Origin of the sequence: Pseudoalteromonas denitrificans DSM 6059, from assembly GCF_900112265.1 — a bacterium.
Lineage (GTDB): Bacteria > Pseudomonadota > Gammaproteobacteria > Enterobacterales > Alteromonadaceae > Pseudoalteromonas > Pseudoalteromonas denitrificans.
In genome coordinates, this window is sequence record NZ_FOLO01000003.1 from 31,584 (window position 1) to 47,992 (window position 16,409).

15 protein-coding genes are annotated in these 16,409 nt (G+C 35.0%); 2 read left to right on the forward strand and 13 right to left on the reverse strand.

Annotated elements, in window-relative coordinates; all coding sequences use genetic code 11:
- The first annotated feature begins 20 nt into the window (after positions 1-20).
- Positions 21-260: a hypothetical protein gene (locus BM088_RS02815; protein WP_091979729.1), complete on the forward strand. Its 240-nt coding sequence runs from the start codon at positions 21-23 to the stop codon at positions 258-260.
- Between the two features lie 3 nt (positions 261-263).
- Here the strand turns inward: BM088_RS02815 and BM088_RS02820 are convergent, their stop codons facing one another.
- The 10 genes from BM088_RS02820 to BM088_RS02865 form a co-directional block, all read right to left on the reverse strand.
- Entirely contained in the window at positions 264-2,513 is a 2,250-nt protein-coding gene (locus tag BM088_RS02820) for a xanthine dehydrogenase family protein molybdopterin-binding subunit (RefSeq protein ID WP_091979731.1), read from the reverse strand.
- Entirely contained in the window at positions 2,510-2,977 is a 468-nt protein-coding gene (locus BM088_RS02825) for a (2Fe-2S)-binding protein (RefSeq protein WP_091979733.1), read from the reverse strand. The genes BM088_RS02820 and BM088_RS02825 overlap by 4 nt, the downstream gene beginning before the upstream one ends.
- Positions 2,974-3,576, reverse strand: a complete 603-nt coding sequence (locus BM088_RS02830) for a nucleotidyltransferase family protein (protein ID WP_091979735.1) — start codon at positions 3,574-3,576, stop codon at positions 2,974-2,976. The genes BM088_RS02825 and BM088_RS02830 overlap by 4 nt, the downstream gene beginning before the upstream one ends.
- Positions 3,566-4,570, reverse strand: a complete 1,005-nt coding sequence (locus BM088_RS02835; protein WP_091979737.1) for an XdhC family protein — start codon at positions 4,568-4,570, stop codon at positions 3,566-3,568. Before BM088_RS02835 ends, BM088_RS02830 begins: the two co-directional genes overlap by 11 nt.
- Before the next feature lie 92 nt (positions 4,571-4,662).
- A complete protein-coding gene (locus BM088_RS02840) occupies positions 4,663-5,376 on the reverse strand; it encodes a diguanylate cyclase domain-containing protein (RefSeq protein ID WP_091979739.1) in 714 nt (237 codons plus the stop codon).
- Between the two features lie 224 nt (positions 5,377-5,600).
- Positions 5,601-6,728 carry a molecular chaperone DnaJ gene (gene dnaJ / locus BM088_RS02845; protein ID WP_091979741.1) on the reverse strand — a complete coding sequence of 376 codons (1,128 nt, stop codon included), beginning with the start codon at positions 6,726-6,728 and terminating at the stop codon, positions 5,601-5,603.
- A gap of 145 nt (positions 6,729-6,873) precedes the next feature.
- On the reverse strand, positions 6,874-8,796 hold the full coding sequence (gene dnaK / locus BM088_RS02850; protein ID WP_091979743.1) for a molecular chaperone DnaK: 1,923 nt from the start codon (positions 8,794-8,796) through the stop codon (positions 6,874-6,876).
- Positions 8,797-9,148: 352 nt separating this feature from the next.
- Positions 9,149-10,705: a methyl-accepting chemotaxis protein gene (locus tag BM088_RS02855; protein WP_091979745.1), complete on the reverse strand. Its 1,557-nt coding sequence runs from the start codon at positions 10,703-10,705 to the stop codon at positions 9,149-9,151.
- Positions 10,706-10,797: 92 nt separating this feature from the next.
- A complete protein-coding gene (locus tag BM088_RS02860; RefSeq protein ID WP_091979747.1) occupies positions 10,798-11,265 on the reverse strand; it encodes an arginine repressor in 468 nt (155 codons plus the stop codon).
- A 16-nt stretch (positions 11,266-11,281) separates the two neighbouring features.
- The gene (locus tag BM088_RS02865) at positions 11,282-12,409 is read right to left on the reverse strand and encodes an arginase family protein (protein WP_091979749.1); all 1,128 of its coding nucleotides are present in this window, start codon (positions 12,407-12,409) and stop codon (positions 11,282-11,284) included.
- A gap of 480 nt (positions 12,410-12,889) precedes the next feature.
- On the opposite strand from BM088_RS02865, the gene BM088_RS02870 reads away from it, so the two are divergent.
- Positions 12,890-14,524 (forward strand): S41 family peptidase, encoded by a 1,635-nt coding sequence (locus tag BM088_RS02870; protein WP_177207933.1) that lies wholly within the window; start codon positions 12,890-12,892, stop codon positions 14,522-14,524.
- 44 nt (positions 14,525-14,568) lie between these two features.
- Here BM088_RS02870 and BM088_RS02875 read toward each other — a convergent pair whose 3' ends face one another.
- The 3 genes from BM088_RS02875 to BM088_RS02885 are packed head-to-tail and all read right to left on the reverse strand — an operon-like array spanning position 14,569 to position 16,407.
- Complete coding sequence (locus tag BM088_RS02875) at positions 14,569-15,270, reverse strand: hypothetical protein (RefSeq protein ID WP_091979751.1); 702 nt, start codon at positions 15,268-15,270, stop codon at positions 14,569-14,571.
- A complete protein-coding gene (locus BM088_RS02880) occupies positions 15,267-16,055 on the reverse strand; it encodes an FTR1 family protein (protein ID WP_091979753.1) in 789 nt (262 codons plus the stop codon). Before BM088_RS02880 ends, BM088_RS02875 begins: the two co-directional genes overlap by 4 nt.
- Positions 16,045-16,407 (reverse strand): cupredoxin domain-containing protein, encoded by a 363-nt coding sequence (locus BM088_RS02885; RefSeq protein ID WP_091979756.1) that lies wholly within the window; start codon positions 16,405-16,407, stop codon positions 16,045-16,047. The genes BM088_RS02880 and BM088_RS02885 overlap by 11 nt, the downstream gene beginning before the upstream one ends.
- Between the last annotated feature and the right edge of the window lie 2 nt (positions 16,408-16,409).

The following is a 16,409-nucleotide window of genomic DNA, read 5'->3' on the forward strand; positions in this document are numbered from 1 at the left end:
GTGCATTCTCGGAGGGATAGATGAGTCGTGCTGATAAATTTCAAGCAACAAAATTAATCATTTCTATTATAAGTATTGTTTTGATATTTAATCTGATGTCGGCAGAATATACACACTGGCGTCAAAAGCTAACATGTCAAGATAGGTGTCTTACTCTGGGATTCAAAAACTGTACTTATACTCCTGAAAATATAAATATTGGACAATCTGAGCGCTGTGTATGTGGCGCTCAAAAAGACCAATATTTAGTTTTAAACTAACAGTTAAACTTGAAGCACTTTATTAACAGGCAAATCTCTAATTCGTATTTTACTTGCATGATATATTGCATTTGTAATACTCGGTGCCACAGGAGGAACACCCGGCTCACCTATCCCCCCTGGAGGGGCATCCGATTTTACTAGGTGTACAAATAACTTAGGTATTTGATTCATTCTTGCCACCGGGTAATCATGAAAATTTCCTTGTTCCACTTGCCCTTCTTTAACTGATATTTCGCCCATTAAGGCAATTGATAAGCCAAAAATCATAGCGCCTTCCATTTGTGCCTTAACACGATCTGGTGTTACCACTATGCCGCAATCTACCGCAGTATGCATTTCTAATACTTTGACTTTATTATTTTTTACTTCAACTTTAGATGCTGCTGCTACAAAAGTACCAAAACTACGTAAAAAACTAATACCCCATCCCTGATTGTTCGGCAACTCTTCCTCAACATTAGCCTTATCACTGATCAAGTTTATTAGGTGTTTAATGCGTTTCGTATCTAAAGGGTGTTCTTTTGGGTCTAAATTATAATTTGAATATTTAAATCCTTCTTTGGTAGGGTCTATCTGTCGGTCGTTGCCAATTAAATTTAGCCACATTTGACGAGGGGTTTTCTTTGCTTTTACAGCAAGTTCATCTACAAATGAGCCAAGAGCAAATCCGTTATTAATACAAGCAACTGAACGTACCCAACCCGGTCGTACATATGACTCCACCGAATGTTTTTCACAGCTTAAATTATTAAGTTCAAATGGAATGTCTGCAAAACCTAAAGATAATTGACTATCACTCGGCGTTTTCACATTTTGATCCCATAACCAACCAATAGGAGGATAGGCATTACGGGTTATTAAATTGTCAACTTTTCCATTATCATCTAACTGTGCTTTGAAATAGTTAGCAGAACTAGAATGATAAAACCCATGTTTTACATCATCTTCTCGAGACCAAATTACTTTTACTGGGCGCCCTGTTGCTTTTGCAAGCTCTACAGACTCAACGATAAAGTCTCCTTTTGATTTTCGACCAAAAGCCCCCCCCATTAAAGTAACGTTAAGCTCAACCTTATCCATTTCATCTTTAGCTAAACCAAGATCTCTGGCAACCATGCCCTGCGCCCATTGTGGGTTTTGTGTACCGGCCCAAATAATACATTTATCTTCCTTAAACATTGCTGTTGAAGCGGGGGTTTCCATAGGGGCATGATGTAAATAAGGAACAGTGTAAGTTGCCTCTACTGTATTGTCTGAATCGAATTTATGAGAATACACATCACCTATAGCACGTACCTTCTCACCAGGCGTATTCACTTTTTTAATTAACGCTTGTTTATATTCTTCACTATTATGTGATTTCTTATCGCCATGCTCCCATTTTATGCTCAGCTTTTTTCTACCTTCTATTGCAGCCCAAGTATTGGTAGCCAGAACAGCAATTCCTGATAGTGGTAATACATCTACTGGTATATTTCGGTCTTTTAGTTGAATGACATCAACGACACCTTTTACTTTTTTAGCGGCTGTCGCATCAAATGATTTTACTTTGCCACCCACAACTGGAGGGCGTTGAATCGTTGCAATTAACATATCAGGTAATTGAATATCTTGTGCAAACTGTGCTTTTCCGGCTACGATATTATCTAAGTCAACCAGCTTTACGTCTTTACCTATTAAGGAAAAGTCATTATTAGATTTAAGCTTTATTGTTTTAATATCGGGCAGTGGTAACTTAGCTGCTACTTTTGCCAACTCCCCAAATGATATTTTTTGTCCTGTGGCATTATGATGTACATAGTGATTTTTAGCTGACACTTGTGACTTATCTACTTGCCAAATATTAGCTGCGGCTTGTTCTAACATATCTCTGGCAATCGCACCCATTTTACGGATTGTTGTGAAGTGATTTCTGATTGATGCAGAACCTGCGGTTCCCTGAGAGCCATATTTTTTATCGGCTTTTGCTTGCACTACGGAAACTTTACTCCAATTAGCTTCTAACTCGTCGGCAATAATTTGTGGCACACTGGTTCTGATCCCCTGACCCATTTCTGAACGATGACAAATGAGTGAAATATCGCCATTTTCTTTGATACTAACGAAAAAATTAAGTTCATGAAAGTCAGTACTTTTCTCATTTGCTACCGCTTTGGATAACGGTAAACTAATACCTAATACAAAAGAGCTTGCAGTTATTCCTGATAACTTTAAGAATTGTCTTCGGCTGACATTTTGAATGTTTTTCATTCGCTTTTATCTCCCATATTTTGGGCTGCTGATTGGATTGCTTTTTTTATTCTTTTATATGTACCACAGCGACAAATATTGCCTTGCATAAACGTTTCTATATCTTGCTCCGTTGGATTGTTATTTTGTGACAGCAGTGCTGATGCACTCATCATTTGCCCACTTTGACAATAACCACATTGCGGCACTTTAAATTCTTTCCATGCAATTTGAATATGATGTTCACTATTGTTACTTAATCCTTCTATTGTCGTAATTTTTTTACCATCAACGGCAGATACAGGAGTAACACATGAACGTATTGCTTGCCCATCTAAATGAACGGTACAGGCGCCACATAAACCAGCACCACACCCAAATTTAGTCCCTGTTAATTTAAGCTCGTCTCTTAATGCGTAAAGCAATGGCATTTGTGGCTCTATATCAAGTTTAATAATTTTATTATTGACGGTTAAACTGATCATACTTGCTCCATTTGATTATTTTTTAATTTTTGTTTTAAAATAAAATATTCTTCTTGGGTATCAATATCTAATTTAGCATGGTTACATTCAATGCAAATTACGTTATGCGCATTTTCTCTCATCAAACATCCAGCGCCTTTATCCCCAAATAGTTTTTCTAATTCCCTAAAATAGCTTTTAGGAAAAATAGCAGGTGCCATCATTTTATTTTGGCTCAGGGTTGCAATGATTTTCTGTCTATTTGTATGACTTTCATTAATTAGTTTTTGGTAATGCGCTTGGGGAATGAGAACTTGATCACCTAAACACAAGAGTAAATGGTTACTTTTTATTGATAATTTTTTTATTATATCTGATATGGTATGCCCTAAACCTAAGTGCCAATTTTCACTCATAATTGGTGTGCAATTGAGTGACAAACTGGGGAGTATTTTTTCGCTATTCGCTCCTAAAGCGACATAAATATCATCTATATCAATTTGACTAAATTTATTAATACAAAAATTGATCATGTTTGTATCTTCGATTTCAGCTAGTTGTTTTATACCATTAAATCGCGTGCTTTTCCCTGCCGCTAAAATGACAACATCAAATGACACTGCTTAACTCCTGAACACTCAGAGAGTTAAAAAAGCCTAAATCTTGTGCCTTTTTATTTTCTAATTTTGCATGAATTTGAGACAAAATAGATAAAGCAATAGATTCTGGAAGTTCACCACCTAAATCTAAACCAATAGGGTTAGCTAATTGATTTTTGAATACATTTGAAGTGATATTTGCTTGTTTAAATACTTTTTCAGTTCTATGTTTTGGACCTAACAAACCGACGTATTTTGCACCTGAGTTGCTAGCCAATATTAAAGCTTTAGCGTCAAATTCAATATTGTGATGCATTATTACGATGGCATCCGCATGGAGGATAGCGTGATGTGAATCTAGTTTTTCGTAATTATCATAGATAATTTGATGTGCTTTTTTAAAATATGCGGCTCTTGCATAACCTGCTCTGCAGTCAATTATTGAAATATGCCAGCCTAAAGTTGCTGCGATTTTAACTAATGGCTGTGCGTCTACTCCGCAACCAAAGACCACTAATGCAGGCGCTGGTGATATAGGAAGGTTTAAAATATTTTGTTTTTGTTCAGTTTTTTTTGATATTAATTTTAAAACATCATTTTTTGGATCTTCTAAATTAATGACATATGTTGAAGGTATTCGTTTATCTAGTAAATGTTTAAGTTCATGAAGTGCTAAATAATTATTGTTTTGATTAATGGGCTGTAATAGCACTTTGACTAAACCACCACAGCCAATACCCAGCTGCCATGCTATATCTGCATCATCTTGCATGTCATAACACACCGAGATATTGCGGTTCGTATTTATGCACCTTTGAGCTTGGCGCATTAAATCAGACTCTAGGCATCCACCACTTAATAAGCCAAAGCTTTTTCCTATGCTATTAAAAAGCATCATGGCACCTGCTTTTCTATAAGCGGAGCCTTTTGTTTCAACGATTGTTGCTAAGACCCAATGACAATCATCTTTTTGCTCAAACCAAGTATTTAATAAAGGTGCTAACCGATTACTCATTTATTATTATTCTATCTATAATCATGTGATTAGATAATAAGATAGTAAATAAAGCGACTAAATAAAATATTTTAAATGTAACTAATTAAGAATTATTTGTTTTTTTCACTATGCGATTTATGTAAGTTGTCTTCTAACTGAGATAAAACATCTGCAACTTGTTTATCAGAAAATACATTTTCAAAAGTATAAGTTACATTTATGGATGCTAAAATTGTATTTTCAATATTTTGGTGAACTTGGTTTAATCGCTCAATTAAATGGTTTGTTTTTTCGTGATTATAATGAGGGCAATAAATAATAAACTGTTCTGAATGCCATTGTGCAATGAGCTGGTTCTCATTCAGGTTTTGGGTAATTAAATTTAGATATTGGATCAAAGAATGTTCAGCAAGCGACAAGCCTAATTGCTCTTTTATATATTGTAAGCCTTGTATATCAACGAGTATTAGAGAAACAGGGTATTCAGATGAATTAGGTAAGTCGGCTAATAACTTTTCAATAACACGTCTATTAGGCAGGTTAGTTAATGGATCAGTTAAAGATAACTCTTCACAATAAAGTGAAAGATAGATGCTTTCTTTCCACCTGCGTAAAGAAAAAATAATCGAGCAAATCGATAGTACGATAAAAGTAGGAATAATCTCATCAATTTCTAACATTTCGATGCTTCTTGATGTTTGATATAACCATTCAAACAAGTCAATGAAACTAAAAAAGATAAAACTAACTATCACTATGATAGAGATGAAATATAAATCTTTTACCGTTCTTTTTCTTATATGATCTTTTATTTTCTCAGGCAAGTGTACCTCCTTTATTTACTTATACCAATTATTCATTAATTTAGTTCAGTTTAAAAGCATATTTAATGCTTTTTTGTTAAAAACAGGTACAAATAAATGCATACTAATAATTAAGTTTATAAAATACTAATATTTGAATATAAAAGGATGTGAGATGTTTTTTATAAAGAAGAGAATACAGCCAGTTTATAAATTAAACTGACTGTATTATTGTATTGAGAAGTCTATTTAGTTAAGTCATCAAAAAACTTTTTAACACCATCAAAGAAACCTTGTTCTTTAGGGCGGTTTTTCGAATTATTGTCACTCATACTCGTTTCAAACTCTTGAAGTAATTCTTTTTGACGTTCATTTAATTTAACTGGCGTTTCAATAACAACTTTACAAATTAAATCACCAATTGAGCCACTGCGTACAGATTTAACACCTTTACCACGCATTCTGAACATTTTGTCAGTTTGGCACTCTGCTGGAATTTTTAATTTAGCGCGACCATCTAGTGTAGGCACTTCAATACCACCACCTAATGCAGCCGTAGTAAAACCAATTGGTACTTCACAATATAAATTATTGCCATCACGTGTAAATATAGCATGGTCGCGTACAGCTACTTGAACATATAAATCACCTGCTGGTGCACCATGAACGCCTGCTTCACCTTCACCTGATAACCTAATACGATCGCCTGTATCAACACCAGCCGGAATTTTAACTGATAAAGTTTTATTCTTTTCAACACGACCTTGTCCATGACATTTATTACATGGATCTGAAATGATCTTACCTTGACCACTACAAGTTGGACAAGTTTGTTGTACAGCAAAAAAGCCCTGACGCATTTGCACTTGGCCTGCACCATGACACGTCGTACACGTTTTAGGTTTTGAACCTTTTTTTGCACCGCTGCCATCACATGGATCACAACCCACCCAAGTGGGTACTTTTATTTCAACTTCTTTACCACGAACAGCTTCTTCTAAGCTTAATTCCATGTTGTAACGTAAATCGGCACCACGCTGTTGGCGTGATTGACGTCGACCGCCACCTCCGCCAAATATATCACCAAATACATCACCAAAAATGTCACCGAAGTCACCCTGACCGCCACCATGACCGCCACCACCCTGTTCAAAGGCTGCATGTCCGTATTGGTCATAAGTCTGGCGTTTTTGACTGTCGTTAAGGATTTCGTAGGCATCCTTAACTTCTTTAAATTTTGCTTCTAGCGCTTTATCACCCGCAGTACGGTCTGGGTGGTATTTCATTGCTAGCTTTTTGTATGCTTTTTTGATGTCTCTTTCACTGGCATCTTTGGCAATACCCAGGACTTCGTAACAATCGCGTTTAGACATAATTTTCTCTGTATCAATTTAACTCGAATTAATTGGCAATTAATTTCATTTTTAAAATAATAATTGCGAATTAATACAAAGGGCGCATCAAGTTTTTCTACTTGTGCGCCCTAAATAACTCTTTAATATAATTACACTTTAAAAGTTATTTATTATCTTCTTTTACTTCTTCAAACTCAGCATCAACAACATCTTCGTCTTGCTTCGCTTCAGGTTCAGCTTGTTCAGCACCTGGCTGTTGCTCTGCTTGTTGTTTCGCTTGAGCAATTTCCATTAGTTTTTGAGATTTTTCCATTAATGCTTGTGTTTTTGCATCAATTTCAGCTTTATCTTCACCTTTGCTTGCTGTTTCTAGTTCAGCTAGTGCAGCTTCAATCGCTTCTTTGTCTTCGCTTGGTAATGCTTCGCCTGCTTCTTCGATTTGTTTCTTAGTACCGTGAACCATCGCATCTGCCTGGTTACGTGCAGCCGCTAATTCTTCAAAAGCTTTATCAGCTTCAGCATTTGCTTCTGCATCACGTACCATAGCTTCAACTTCTTCATCTGAAAGACCAGAAGATGCTTGGATAGTGATTTTTTGTTCAGTACCAGTATCTTTATCTTTTGCAGATACATGTAGGATACCATCAGCATCAACATCAAATGTTACTTCGATTTGTGGTGTACCACGTTGTGCTGCACGAATACCTTCAAGGTTAAACTGACCTAAAGATTTATTATCAGAAGAACGTTTACGCTCACCTTGTAGTACGTGAATTGTTACTGCTGATTGGTTATCTTCTGCCGTTGAGAAAGTTTGTGACTTTTTCGTAGGGATAGTTGTATTTTTCTCGATTAATGTAGTCATCATCTGACCCATAGTTTCGATACCTAGAGAAAGCGGGCTAACATCTAGTAATAATACGTCTTTAACATCACCAGCTAAAACACCAGCCTGTATTGCTGCACCCATAGCTACGGCTTCATCAGGGTTCACATCTTTACGTGATTCTTGACCAAAGAAGTCTGCAACTTCTTTTTGAACCATAGGCATACGTGTTTGACCACCTACTAAGATAACATCATGAATGTCACTTACAGATAAGTCAGCATCAGAAAGTGCTTGCTTAAGTGGCGCTAAAGATTGCGCTACTAAATCTTCAACAAGAGACTCTAATTTAGCACGAGTGATCTTAACATTCATATGTTTAGGACCAGTCGCATCAGCCGTTACGTAAGGTAAGTTAACGTCTGTTTGTTGTGCAGATGATAATTCAATCTTGGCTTTTTCAGCAGCTTCTTTTACACGTTGCATAGCAAGCGGATCAGTCTTAAGGTCTATACCTTGTTCTTTTTTGAACTCTTCTACTAAGTAATTGATTACGCGGTTATCAAAATCTTCACCACCTAAATGTGTATCACCATTAGTCGCAAGTACTTCAAAAGTATGTTCGCCTTCAACTTCATCGATTTCGATGATTGAAATATCAAATGTACCACCACCTAAGTCGTATACAGCAACAACGTGGTCGCCTTTTTTCTTGTCCATACCGTAAGCGAGTGCAGCAGCAGTTGGCTCATTGATGATACGTTTTACTTCAAGACCCGCAATACGACCCGCATCTTTAGTTGCTTGACGCTGTGAATCGTTAAAATAAGCAGGTACTGTGATTACTGCACCAGTTACTTCTTCACCTAGGTAATCTTCAGCTGTTTTCTTCATTTTTTTCAAAATTTCAGCAGAAATTTGTGGTGCAGCTAATTTCTCATCTTTTGCTTGTACCCATGCATCACCGTTATCTGCTTCAACAATTTTAAAAGGCATGATGTCGATATCGCGTTGTACTTCTTTATCTTTAAAACGACGACCAATAAGACGCTTGATTGCAAATAATGTATTTGTAGGGTTTGTAACAGCTTGGCGCTTAGCAGGTTGACCTACTAGAATCTCACCTTCATCAGCGTATGCAATGATTGATGGTGTTGTACGATCGCCTTCAGCATTTTCAATAACGCGTGGTACACCGCCGTCCAGTACTGCAACACAAGAGTTTGTAGTACCTAAATCGATTCCGATAATCTTACCCATGAAACTTTTCTCCAACTTCTAAAATTCTGTAATATTTTGTAAATACTTGCTCGATGAATAGTTAATAAGGGTGGGTTAATGTAAATTCAACAGCAAACTTAAATTTTTTTTAAACTTTTTGAATTTTTTTTGGAAAATTGATTTTTAAGTCTGAAAATAGGGTCGAAATTCAGTCATTGGTTGGGTTTATAGCCATGATATCTATCTTTTATAATTCATTTATTTTTTATATTGGAGTTGAGTGTTCAAGCATACATAGGTTTTATTGAATTTACTCTCCTATTATTTTGTTATGTCGAGTATATTTGAACAAGCTAAACTATCTTTATCAGTTTAGCTTCAAAAAAATATTTTATGTAAACTGCTTAACTAAATTATGTTGATCGTATAATTGCTCTTGCAAAGCTTCACTCAACTTTTGAGATTCAAACCCGTGATTTTGGCTTTCTTTTGCAAGTTCACTGATACTATCAATATTCCCTTTTACTTGTTCAGCGACAACAGATTGTTCTTCTATAGCTGATGCGATTGTATGATTAAGATCTGCTAGTTGAGAAACCGAATTATCAATATTATCTAGTACAGTGTTATTTTCTTGTGTTAAAAGTACACCGTTAGTAGTCATTTCAATCCCCTTTTTCATCGCGATTTGTGCATTTTGAGACTCATTTTGTAATTCATTTAATAAACTACTTATCTCTTCTGTAGATTGTTGTGTTCTCATTGCAAGTGCTCTGACTTCTTCTGCAACAACTGCAAATCCACGACCTTGTTCACCTGCTCTTGCAGCTTCAATGGCTGCATTTAAAGCGAGTAAATTTGTTTGGTCAGCAATGGCACTTATTTCATTTAATATTGTTTCTATTGAGCGACTTCCCTTTACGAGTCTTTGTATGACAGAGTCAATGTGGGTGAGTTGTGTTGAAAGCCGGTCTATAAAATGAATTGTTTTATTAACTGATACTTTCCCATTCTTCGTATTTTTTTTACAGCCAGTTGCAACTTCAGCAGCTTGTGCCACCGAAGATGCTAATTCTTGAATTGTTGCTGTAAATTGATGTATCGCAGTTGCAATATCGCTAACTTCATCACTTTGTTTATTTAATAAGTTAGCAACTTGTAACCCGCTATCAGATGAACTCTGCGCATTGATACTCACTTTATTTGATACATCGGAGACTCGCCCAACTACCGCCCTTAATTTCGCTTTTTTCATTTCAAGAGCCAAATTGATCTGCCCTAATAAGTCGTTAGTGCCAGAATACAAAAAAGACATTAAGTTGTTGCTATAAATATTGTTGGCTTTTTTTACAATCAACAAATAACGATTGCGCCATATTGAAAATAAGATACAAACACACAGCATTAATATCATCATAGCTAAGTTTATAGGATGAAAATGAGATAAATAAACTGAAACACTACTCATTATAAATGAAATAACTAGGGCAACTTGCAGATATAGGGTGTGATCTATTGGTGAATTTAATGCTTTTGATTTTTCATTATTGTTTATTTTTTTATAATGTTTAGCTGCGCGCTTAATTACTTTTTGATTTGGTTTTGTTCGCACAGATTGATATTCAAATATTGCACCTTTATCGTCTGTGATAGGTGTCACAAATGCATTTACCCAGTAATAATCTCCTTGTTTGGTTTTGTTTTTAACAGGGCCCATCCAAGACTTTCCTGCCTTAAGGTTTTGCCATAAATCTTTAAAAGCAAGTTTGGGCATATCTGTATGGCGTACTAAGTTATGAGGTTTATTTTGCATTTCTTCTAAAGTGTAACCTGCCACTTTGCAAAATATTGCGTTAGCGTATGTGATATTACTATTTAAGTCGGTTGTTGATAATAAGATTTCATTATCATGATAAGTAATTTCTTTTGTTAGGGTTAAGTTTTCCATTTCGAACCTATTGATTGGTTTTGAACAAATGGAGTGTGCAATGCTTTTTCATTAGTTGCATTGATCTAGCTTAAAATTTCGCTTAATTAAGGTTAAATTAACTGTTTTTTTGTACCAAAAAAAATATCTATTTTGTGTTTAATTAGACCGCATTGTTCAATCCTTTTAGGCATCACCATAACACTATCATCACCAGCAATCACAGCAAGGATTAAATTTTTAGCACAATTAAATTCAATAACACGGGCTACAATATCAGCAGAACCAGGGATAGTTGCAACCATAATTAAGAACTCATTTGTATGAACATCTATCACTAATTCATGTACTTTTGTTTCAAGCGTCGGCATCATAAGTTCATGTTTAATTGAATAAACAGACTCACCTTTGCTATTTTTTATATTAATTGCACCAATCTGCTTTAATATACGTGAGATTTGAGGTTGACTGATATTTTCAAAACCGCGCTCACTCAAATAATAAGCCAGTTCATAATGACTTCGAATTTGCTGCTCATCGAGCAGCTCTTTAATATTTTGAATAAGCGGGCTTTGTTTCACGTGTAAGTTCTCTTTATTATTTGTTCATTGCATTAATTAAAAAGGCTGATATTTTTGCACCTTCTTTAAGTGTTACTTCAGAACTTGATTGTCCTTTTAAAGAGCTGTCTGTAAATGGGGCAATCTCCATCATATCAGCACCAGTTATTGGAAATTGTTCACTAAGCGCTTTTAAAATTAATAATGATTCATCAGGCGTCATACCGTCTGGTTCGGGTGTGCCCGTTGCTGAAGCGTATTTATCATCAAGAGCGTCAATATCAAAACTAACATACAGTTCGTCTACTTCATCTCGTTTTAACTGCGCAATGATGCCATCAACTATTTTTTGTGCCCCCTGCTCTTGAATTTCATGGGCCCAATGTTGTTTTATACCAAATGTATTTTCCCAATGTGATTTAGGTTTACCACTTGAGCGTATGCCAATTTGAATTAAATGGCTTGGTTGAGGTAAATACTCAAGAATATGTGTGCACCAAGAACCAAAACATAAATCTATGCCTAAACGTTCTACTAACAAATCGGTATGCGCATCAAAATGAATAATTGCAGTGCGTACTCCTCTATCACGTTTTGATTTTAAATATGATTTTGTTAACGGGTAACTTATAGAGTGATCGCCACCAATACCAAATATGCCTTTGTCAGGCAAATTTGCATAAAAGCCATCACATATATCTTCTGTGATTGAGAGTGGGCTTACCGGGTAATCTGACTGATTATTTTTATCTTCTTTTTGATATAGTGCTTTTTGACAATTTTCAATTGTGCCTTCATTTAAATACTTATCATGTAATAAATGTGGAATGATGCGGATATCGCCCATATCAAAAGCTTTTGTTTGCGCTTGCTGTTCAACCAAAGTAGTACGTAGTAATAGTGGCCCCCAGTTAGCGCCACGTAAAATACCGCCGCCGCAATCTGAGCTAATTCCTAAAATAACAGCCTTATGCTTTGATGCTGGTAATGCATTTAAGGATGTTTGCCACAAAGCATTTACCTTATCTTGTGCAGTTTCATTATAAAGTTTTTGATGTAAGGCTTCTTTTCTTTCTTTTGCTGTATTAACCGTAAATACGCCATTACCTGGTGGGCATAGACAGTTTTCTAATTTTGTTTGAAACTCATTCCAGTTGTTGCTCATTTAAACCCCTTACTTTAAAAAATCGATTAGTTATTCAAAAAAGCATCTTTATATTAAATAGCGAAAAATAAACATTGCATGCAATTTTTTGATTAACTTTAATTGAATTTTTAATATCTACTTTATTGGCACTTTTATGTTTTATTATAAAACAGACCTTAATTTCAGTACGATAGAATGAAATATTCGTTAAGAATATTAACTAAAATCTCAAATTAAGAAGTAACAATAAAAGTAATATTATCTTCTAACTAAACTAATATATTTAAACGAAAGCTGTGTCAACTGGATGCATAGCAGCTTGCATAAACTGGTTGGCTGTCTATGCAATTTAGTTGCATAAAACTTACGGTAACCCTGAGAAAGTAAAAGTCACATAGTTAAAATTGCTTTGAATAAGCACTTGGATTTTGATAAATTGTCAACGCAAATAACATCTCGTTAATTGCTGTTTTTTCGACAATTTTACTAAGGATTTTTATGTTAATTCATAAATCAGCAAGGATTTACCTCTTATCTGTATTTACGCTTTCTTTATTATCGGCCTGTGGTGGAGGAACAAGCAGTGATTCAGGGCTTATTTCACCAACAACCCCAACAAATGTAACTTGGGTGGCAGGCACTTTTGCACCTGAAAATACATTCAAAGATTTTTGTTCAAATCCACGAACAGGATCAGATCCTTTTAATCAGAATCAAGCCTACCCAGATAAACAAGGAACTGATTTACACGAAAAAATGTGGTTACGCTCTTATAGTGATAATTCTTATTTGTGGTACAGTGAAATTGAAGATAATGACCCTAATAATTTCAGTATTTCTGATTATTTTAACCAGCTAAAAACACAAGAAAACACAGACTCGGGTGCAAAAAAAGACAATTTTCATTTTCTAGAAAATACGGCTGATTATAATAAACAAACACAATCAGGTATTACTTCTGGGTATGGTATTCGTTGGCAATTTGGTACCGTAAAACCCCCAAGAAAATTAACTGTAGCATATACAGAACCAAACTCTCCAGCCGCTTTAAGAGGGATCCAAAGGGGCGCACAAGTTTTAGAAATTGACGGTGTTGATTTTATTAATTCAAATGATGTTGATACCATAAATGCAGGGTTATCTCCTACTCAAAATGGTCAAATTCATGCTTTTAAGTTGAAAAACATTGATGGCAGTATTATTAGTTATAATATTGAGTCAGCAGATATAAATACTTCACCAGTGCAAAATACTAAGGTAATAGCAACTAATGTTGGCAATGTAGGATATGTGCAATTTAATTCTCATATTCCGCTGGCGCAAGAAGGGTTAATTTCTGCTATAAATCAATTTTCAGCTCAAAATGTCGCCGAAGTAGTAATTGATTTAAGATATAATGGTGGAGGTGCCCTTGCTCTGGCATCACAGTTTGCCTATATGATATCAGGTGATAATGCGACGAATAATAGAACATTTGAAACAACTGTATTTAATAATAAACATACAACAAATGATCCTATAACGGGCAATACTTTACGACCAACCCCTTTTTATGATAAAAAAATTGACTATGTAAATAATGTTTTAACCTCAACTAATTTACCAAGTTTAAATATGCAAAGAGTGTTTGTTTTGACAACGGGTTCAACCTGCTCTGCTAGTGAAGCTTTTATGAATGGTTTACGCGGCATCGATATTGACGTAATTCAGATAGGTAATACAACTTGTGGCAAACCTTATGGCTTCTATCCGCAAGATAACTGTGGTTCCACTTATTTTACTATTCAATTTAAAGGTATTAATGCTAAAGGTTTTGGCGACTATTCAGATGGTTTTGTACCAAAAGAGTCTCCTCAATTTCAATCAGAAGTAAAAGGTTGTGATGTTGCCGATGATTTCACTAAAGCACTTGGCGACCCTACTGAAGGTTTATTGAGTGCGGCGCTTGAGTATATGAAATCTGAGTCTTGCCCTGTTATTGCACTTTCTCGCTCAACCATAGATAAAGGTTTAAACAAAACCCAAAATACAAGTAAAAGTATAGATAATGGTTTAGCTATTAAAGTACCAAATCAAATCTACAATTCAATTGTTTTTGAAAATAAGATTTTATCCCGAGAGGCAATAAAATAGTTATGCATTTATTTTGTAAAGAGCTGATTTCAGCTCTTTTCATACTAAAATTCATATTCTAACGCAAAGTGAAAACTATGATCTTTTCCACCACCGCCGACTTCTGTTATAAAACCAGCTTCCCACTTTAATTGTTTTTGGCCAATGAATCTTTGCAAGCCCATAAAACCAGGCCCTATGCCTACAAAATCTTCGCCAGTATAAAGCTCTATTGAAGGCTGAAATTGCGGTTTCCAACGATATCTATATTGTGCTCTAAACTCGACTTCTATTTCATCTTTAATATCACTGCCCCACTCATATACTAAAAAGGCATTTAAGGCCAAGCTGGTTTTATTGATTTCTTTTTCAAATAGTATGCCTGAAGTAAATTCATAGTTTTCTTTTTGATGTTCTTTTTCAACTTCTATTAATACCCCCCAGTCGGCCCAATAACGTCCTTGTTCAACTAGTTGAATACGTGTTTCTACTTCATAAGCCTGAAGGCCAAAATCTCCATCGCCATCACGTTCTCCAATTAAATAACCCTCAATAGTAACGGTTTCAGATATAGCATGACCGTAACCAATGCGTTGGGACAAAATATTTTCACCTTCATTTTGTCTTGATAAAACGCGCCACTCAAATTCAGTTTCATTTGGTAGGACATAAGGATGATAAACTTTATCAACGACCATGCCATCTGCTTTTATATTTTTGGAAATAAGCAATAAAACCCCAAAGCTAACAATAATCAGGTATTTCATATGCTATCCTCTACTAATTTTTTTGTTTTTCTAAATAAATTTTTATGATTAGAGTATAAAAATAAAAGGGGAAGAATCGAACATGTCATAAATATCGTAATATCCCTTAATGATGGTTTTGCTTCATAACCAAATAAAGCTTTGAATAACCGACCCAACTCAGAGTCTTCACTTACAAACATGCTGGTATCCCAAAATACGGCTTGTTGCGATATTAAATCTATTTGAATACCTAAATGCAGAGCCGGTAGCATTTGACCGCTGGTGTGCATTAATAAGAAGCTAAATAGAACTAATGGGCCATATTTACGGCTTAATGACTTTACTGCAAAATAAAATAAAATACTAAAGCTGATGCAAACTCCAGTTCCTAATATACTACCTATTAATAAAGCATTAATGGCTTGTGTTTGAGACCAGTAACCCAACATATATACAAGATAATTATGGCCATTGATCACAACAGCAAGTGAACTTGATACAAACAATATTATCTGCCAAACCTTGTTTTGGGAATGACTGGATAAAATCAAATACACTATGCATAAATACAATAAGCAATGCAGTGTAATTGTAATAATCTCAATACCACGATATTCAAATAAAGCACTTAAAAAACTGGCTGTATTTACAAAAGCTAAACTTAAAAAAATGCCAATAATACAACTCAATATCAGCCAATTGAAATTCGATTTTGCAGTTTTACTTAATAAAATAATTAAAACTAAAAAGATACACAAAGGAAGTATATTTGACAGACTGATCACCACAGTATTAAGGAGCATCTTTAGCCTCTTTCATACTTGCTATAATAGTGCCTTGGGCTGTTTGAGGTGAGTACTCACCAAAAAAAGAATATGTTCCTTCTGATAAAGGGCCTATATATATAACAGCCTTATTAAAGCCAAATATCACTTTTTCTCTATTCAAGTCAAAGCTATCAAATTCCTCTGGTGTAGCGTCTTGATTATCAATCACTAACTTAATTTTTTTATTAGCAGGAACAATTAAAGTTTCGGGAAAAAATAAGTGATCTTTAATCGTTAAATGAATTTCACTAATATCACAATAGGCATGTAGTGGAAGGAACACTATAAAACATGCAAATATACGTGACAATATCAGCTTTAGCTTCAATC

What these genes read in the sequence shown, in the direction of transcription:
- BM088_RS02825 (WP_091979733.1), bottom strand. Translation starts at nt 2,977, where the DNA reads ATGATCAGTTTAACCGTCAATAATAAAATTATTAAACTTGATATAGAG.
- BM088_RS02880 (WP_091979753.1), bottom strand. Translation starts at nt 16,055, where the DNA reads ATGCTCCTTAATACTGTGGTGATCAGTCTGTCAAATATACTTCCTTTG.
- dnaK (WP_091979743.1), bottom strand. Translation starts at nt 8,796, where the DNA reads ATGGGTAAGATTATCGGAATCGATTTAGGTACTACAAACTCTTGTGTT.
- BM088_RS02870 (WP_177207933.1), top strand. Translation starts at nt 12,890, where the DNA reads ATGTTAATTCATAAATCAGCAAGGATTTACCTCTTATCTGTATTTACG.
- BM088_RS02865 (WP_091979749.1), bottom strand. Translation starts at nt 12,409, where the DNA reads ATGAGCAACAACTGGAATGAGTTTCAAACAAAATTAGAAAACTGTCTA.
- BM088_RS02855 (WP_091979745.1), bottom strand. Translation starts at nt 10,705, where the DNA reads ATGGAAAACTTAACCCTAACAAAAGAAATTACTTATCATGATAATGAA.
- BM088_RS02875 (WP_091979751.1), bottom strand. Translation starts at nt 15,270, where the DNA reads ATGAAATACCTGATTATTGTTAGCTTTGGGGTTTTATTGCTTATTTCC.
- BM088_RS02820 (WP_091979731.1), bottom strand. Translation starts at nt 2,513, where the DNA reads ATGAAAAACATTCAAAATGTCAGCCGAAGACAATTCTTAAAGTTATCA.
- dnaJ (WP_091979741.1), bottom strand. Translation starts at nt 6,728, where the DNA reads ATGTCTAAACGCGATTGTTACGAAGTCCTGGGTATTGCCAAAGATGCC.
- BM088_RS02835 (WP_091979737.1), bottom strand. Translation starts at nt 4,570, where the DNA reads ATGAGTAATCGGTTAGCACCTTTATTAAATACTTGGTTTGAGCAAAAA.
- BM088_RS02815 (WP_091979729.1), top strand. Translation starts at nt 21, where the DNA reads ATGAGTCGTGCTGATAAATTTCAAGCAACAAAATTAATCATTTCTATT.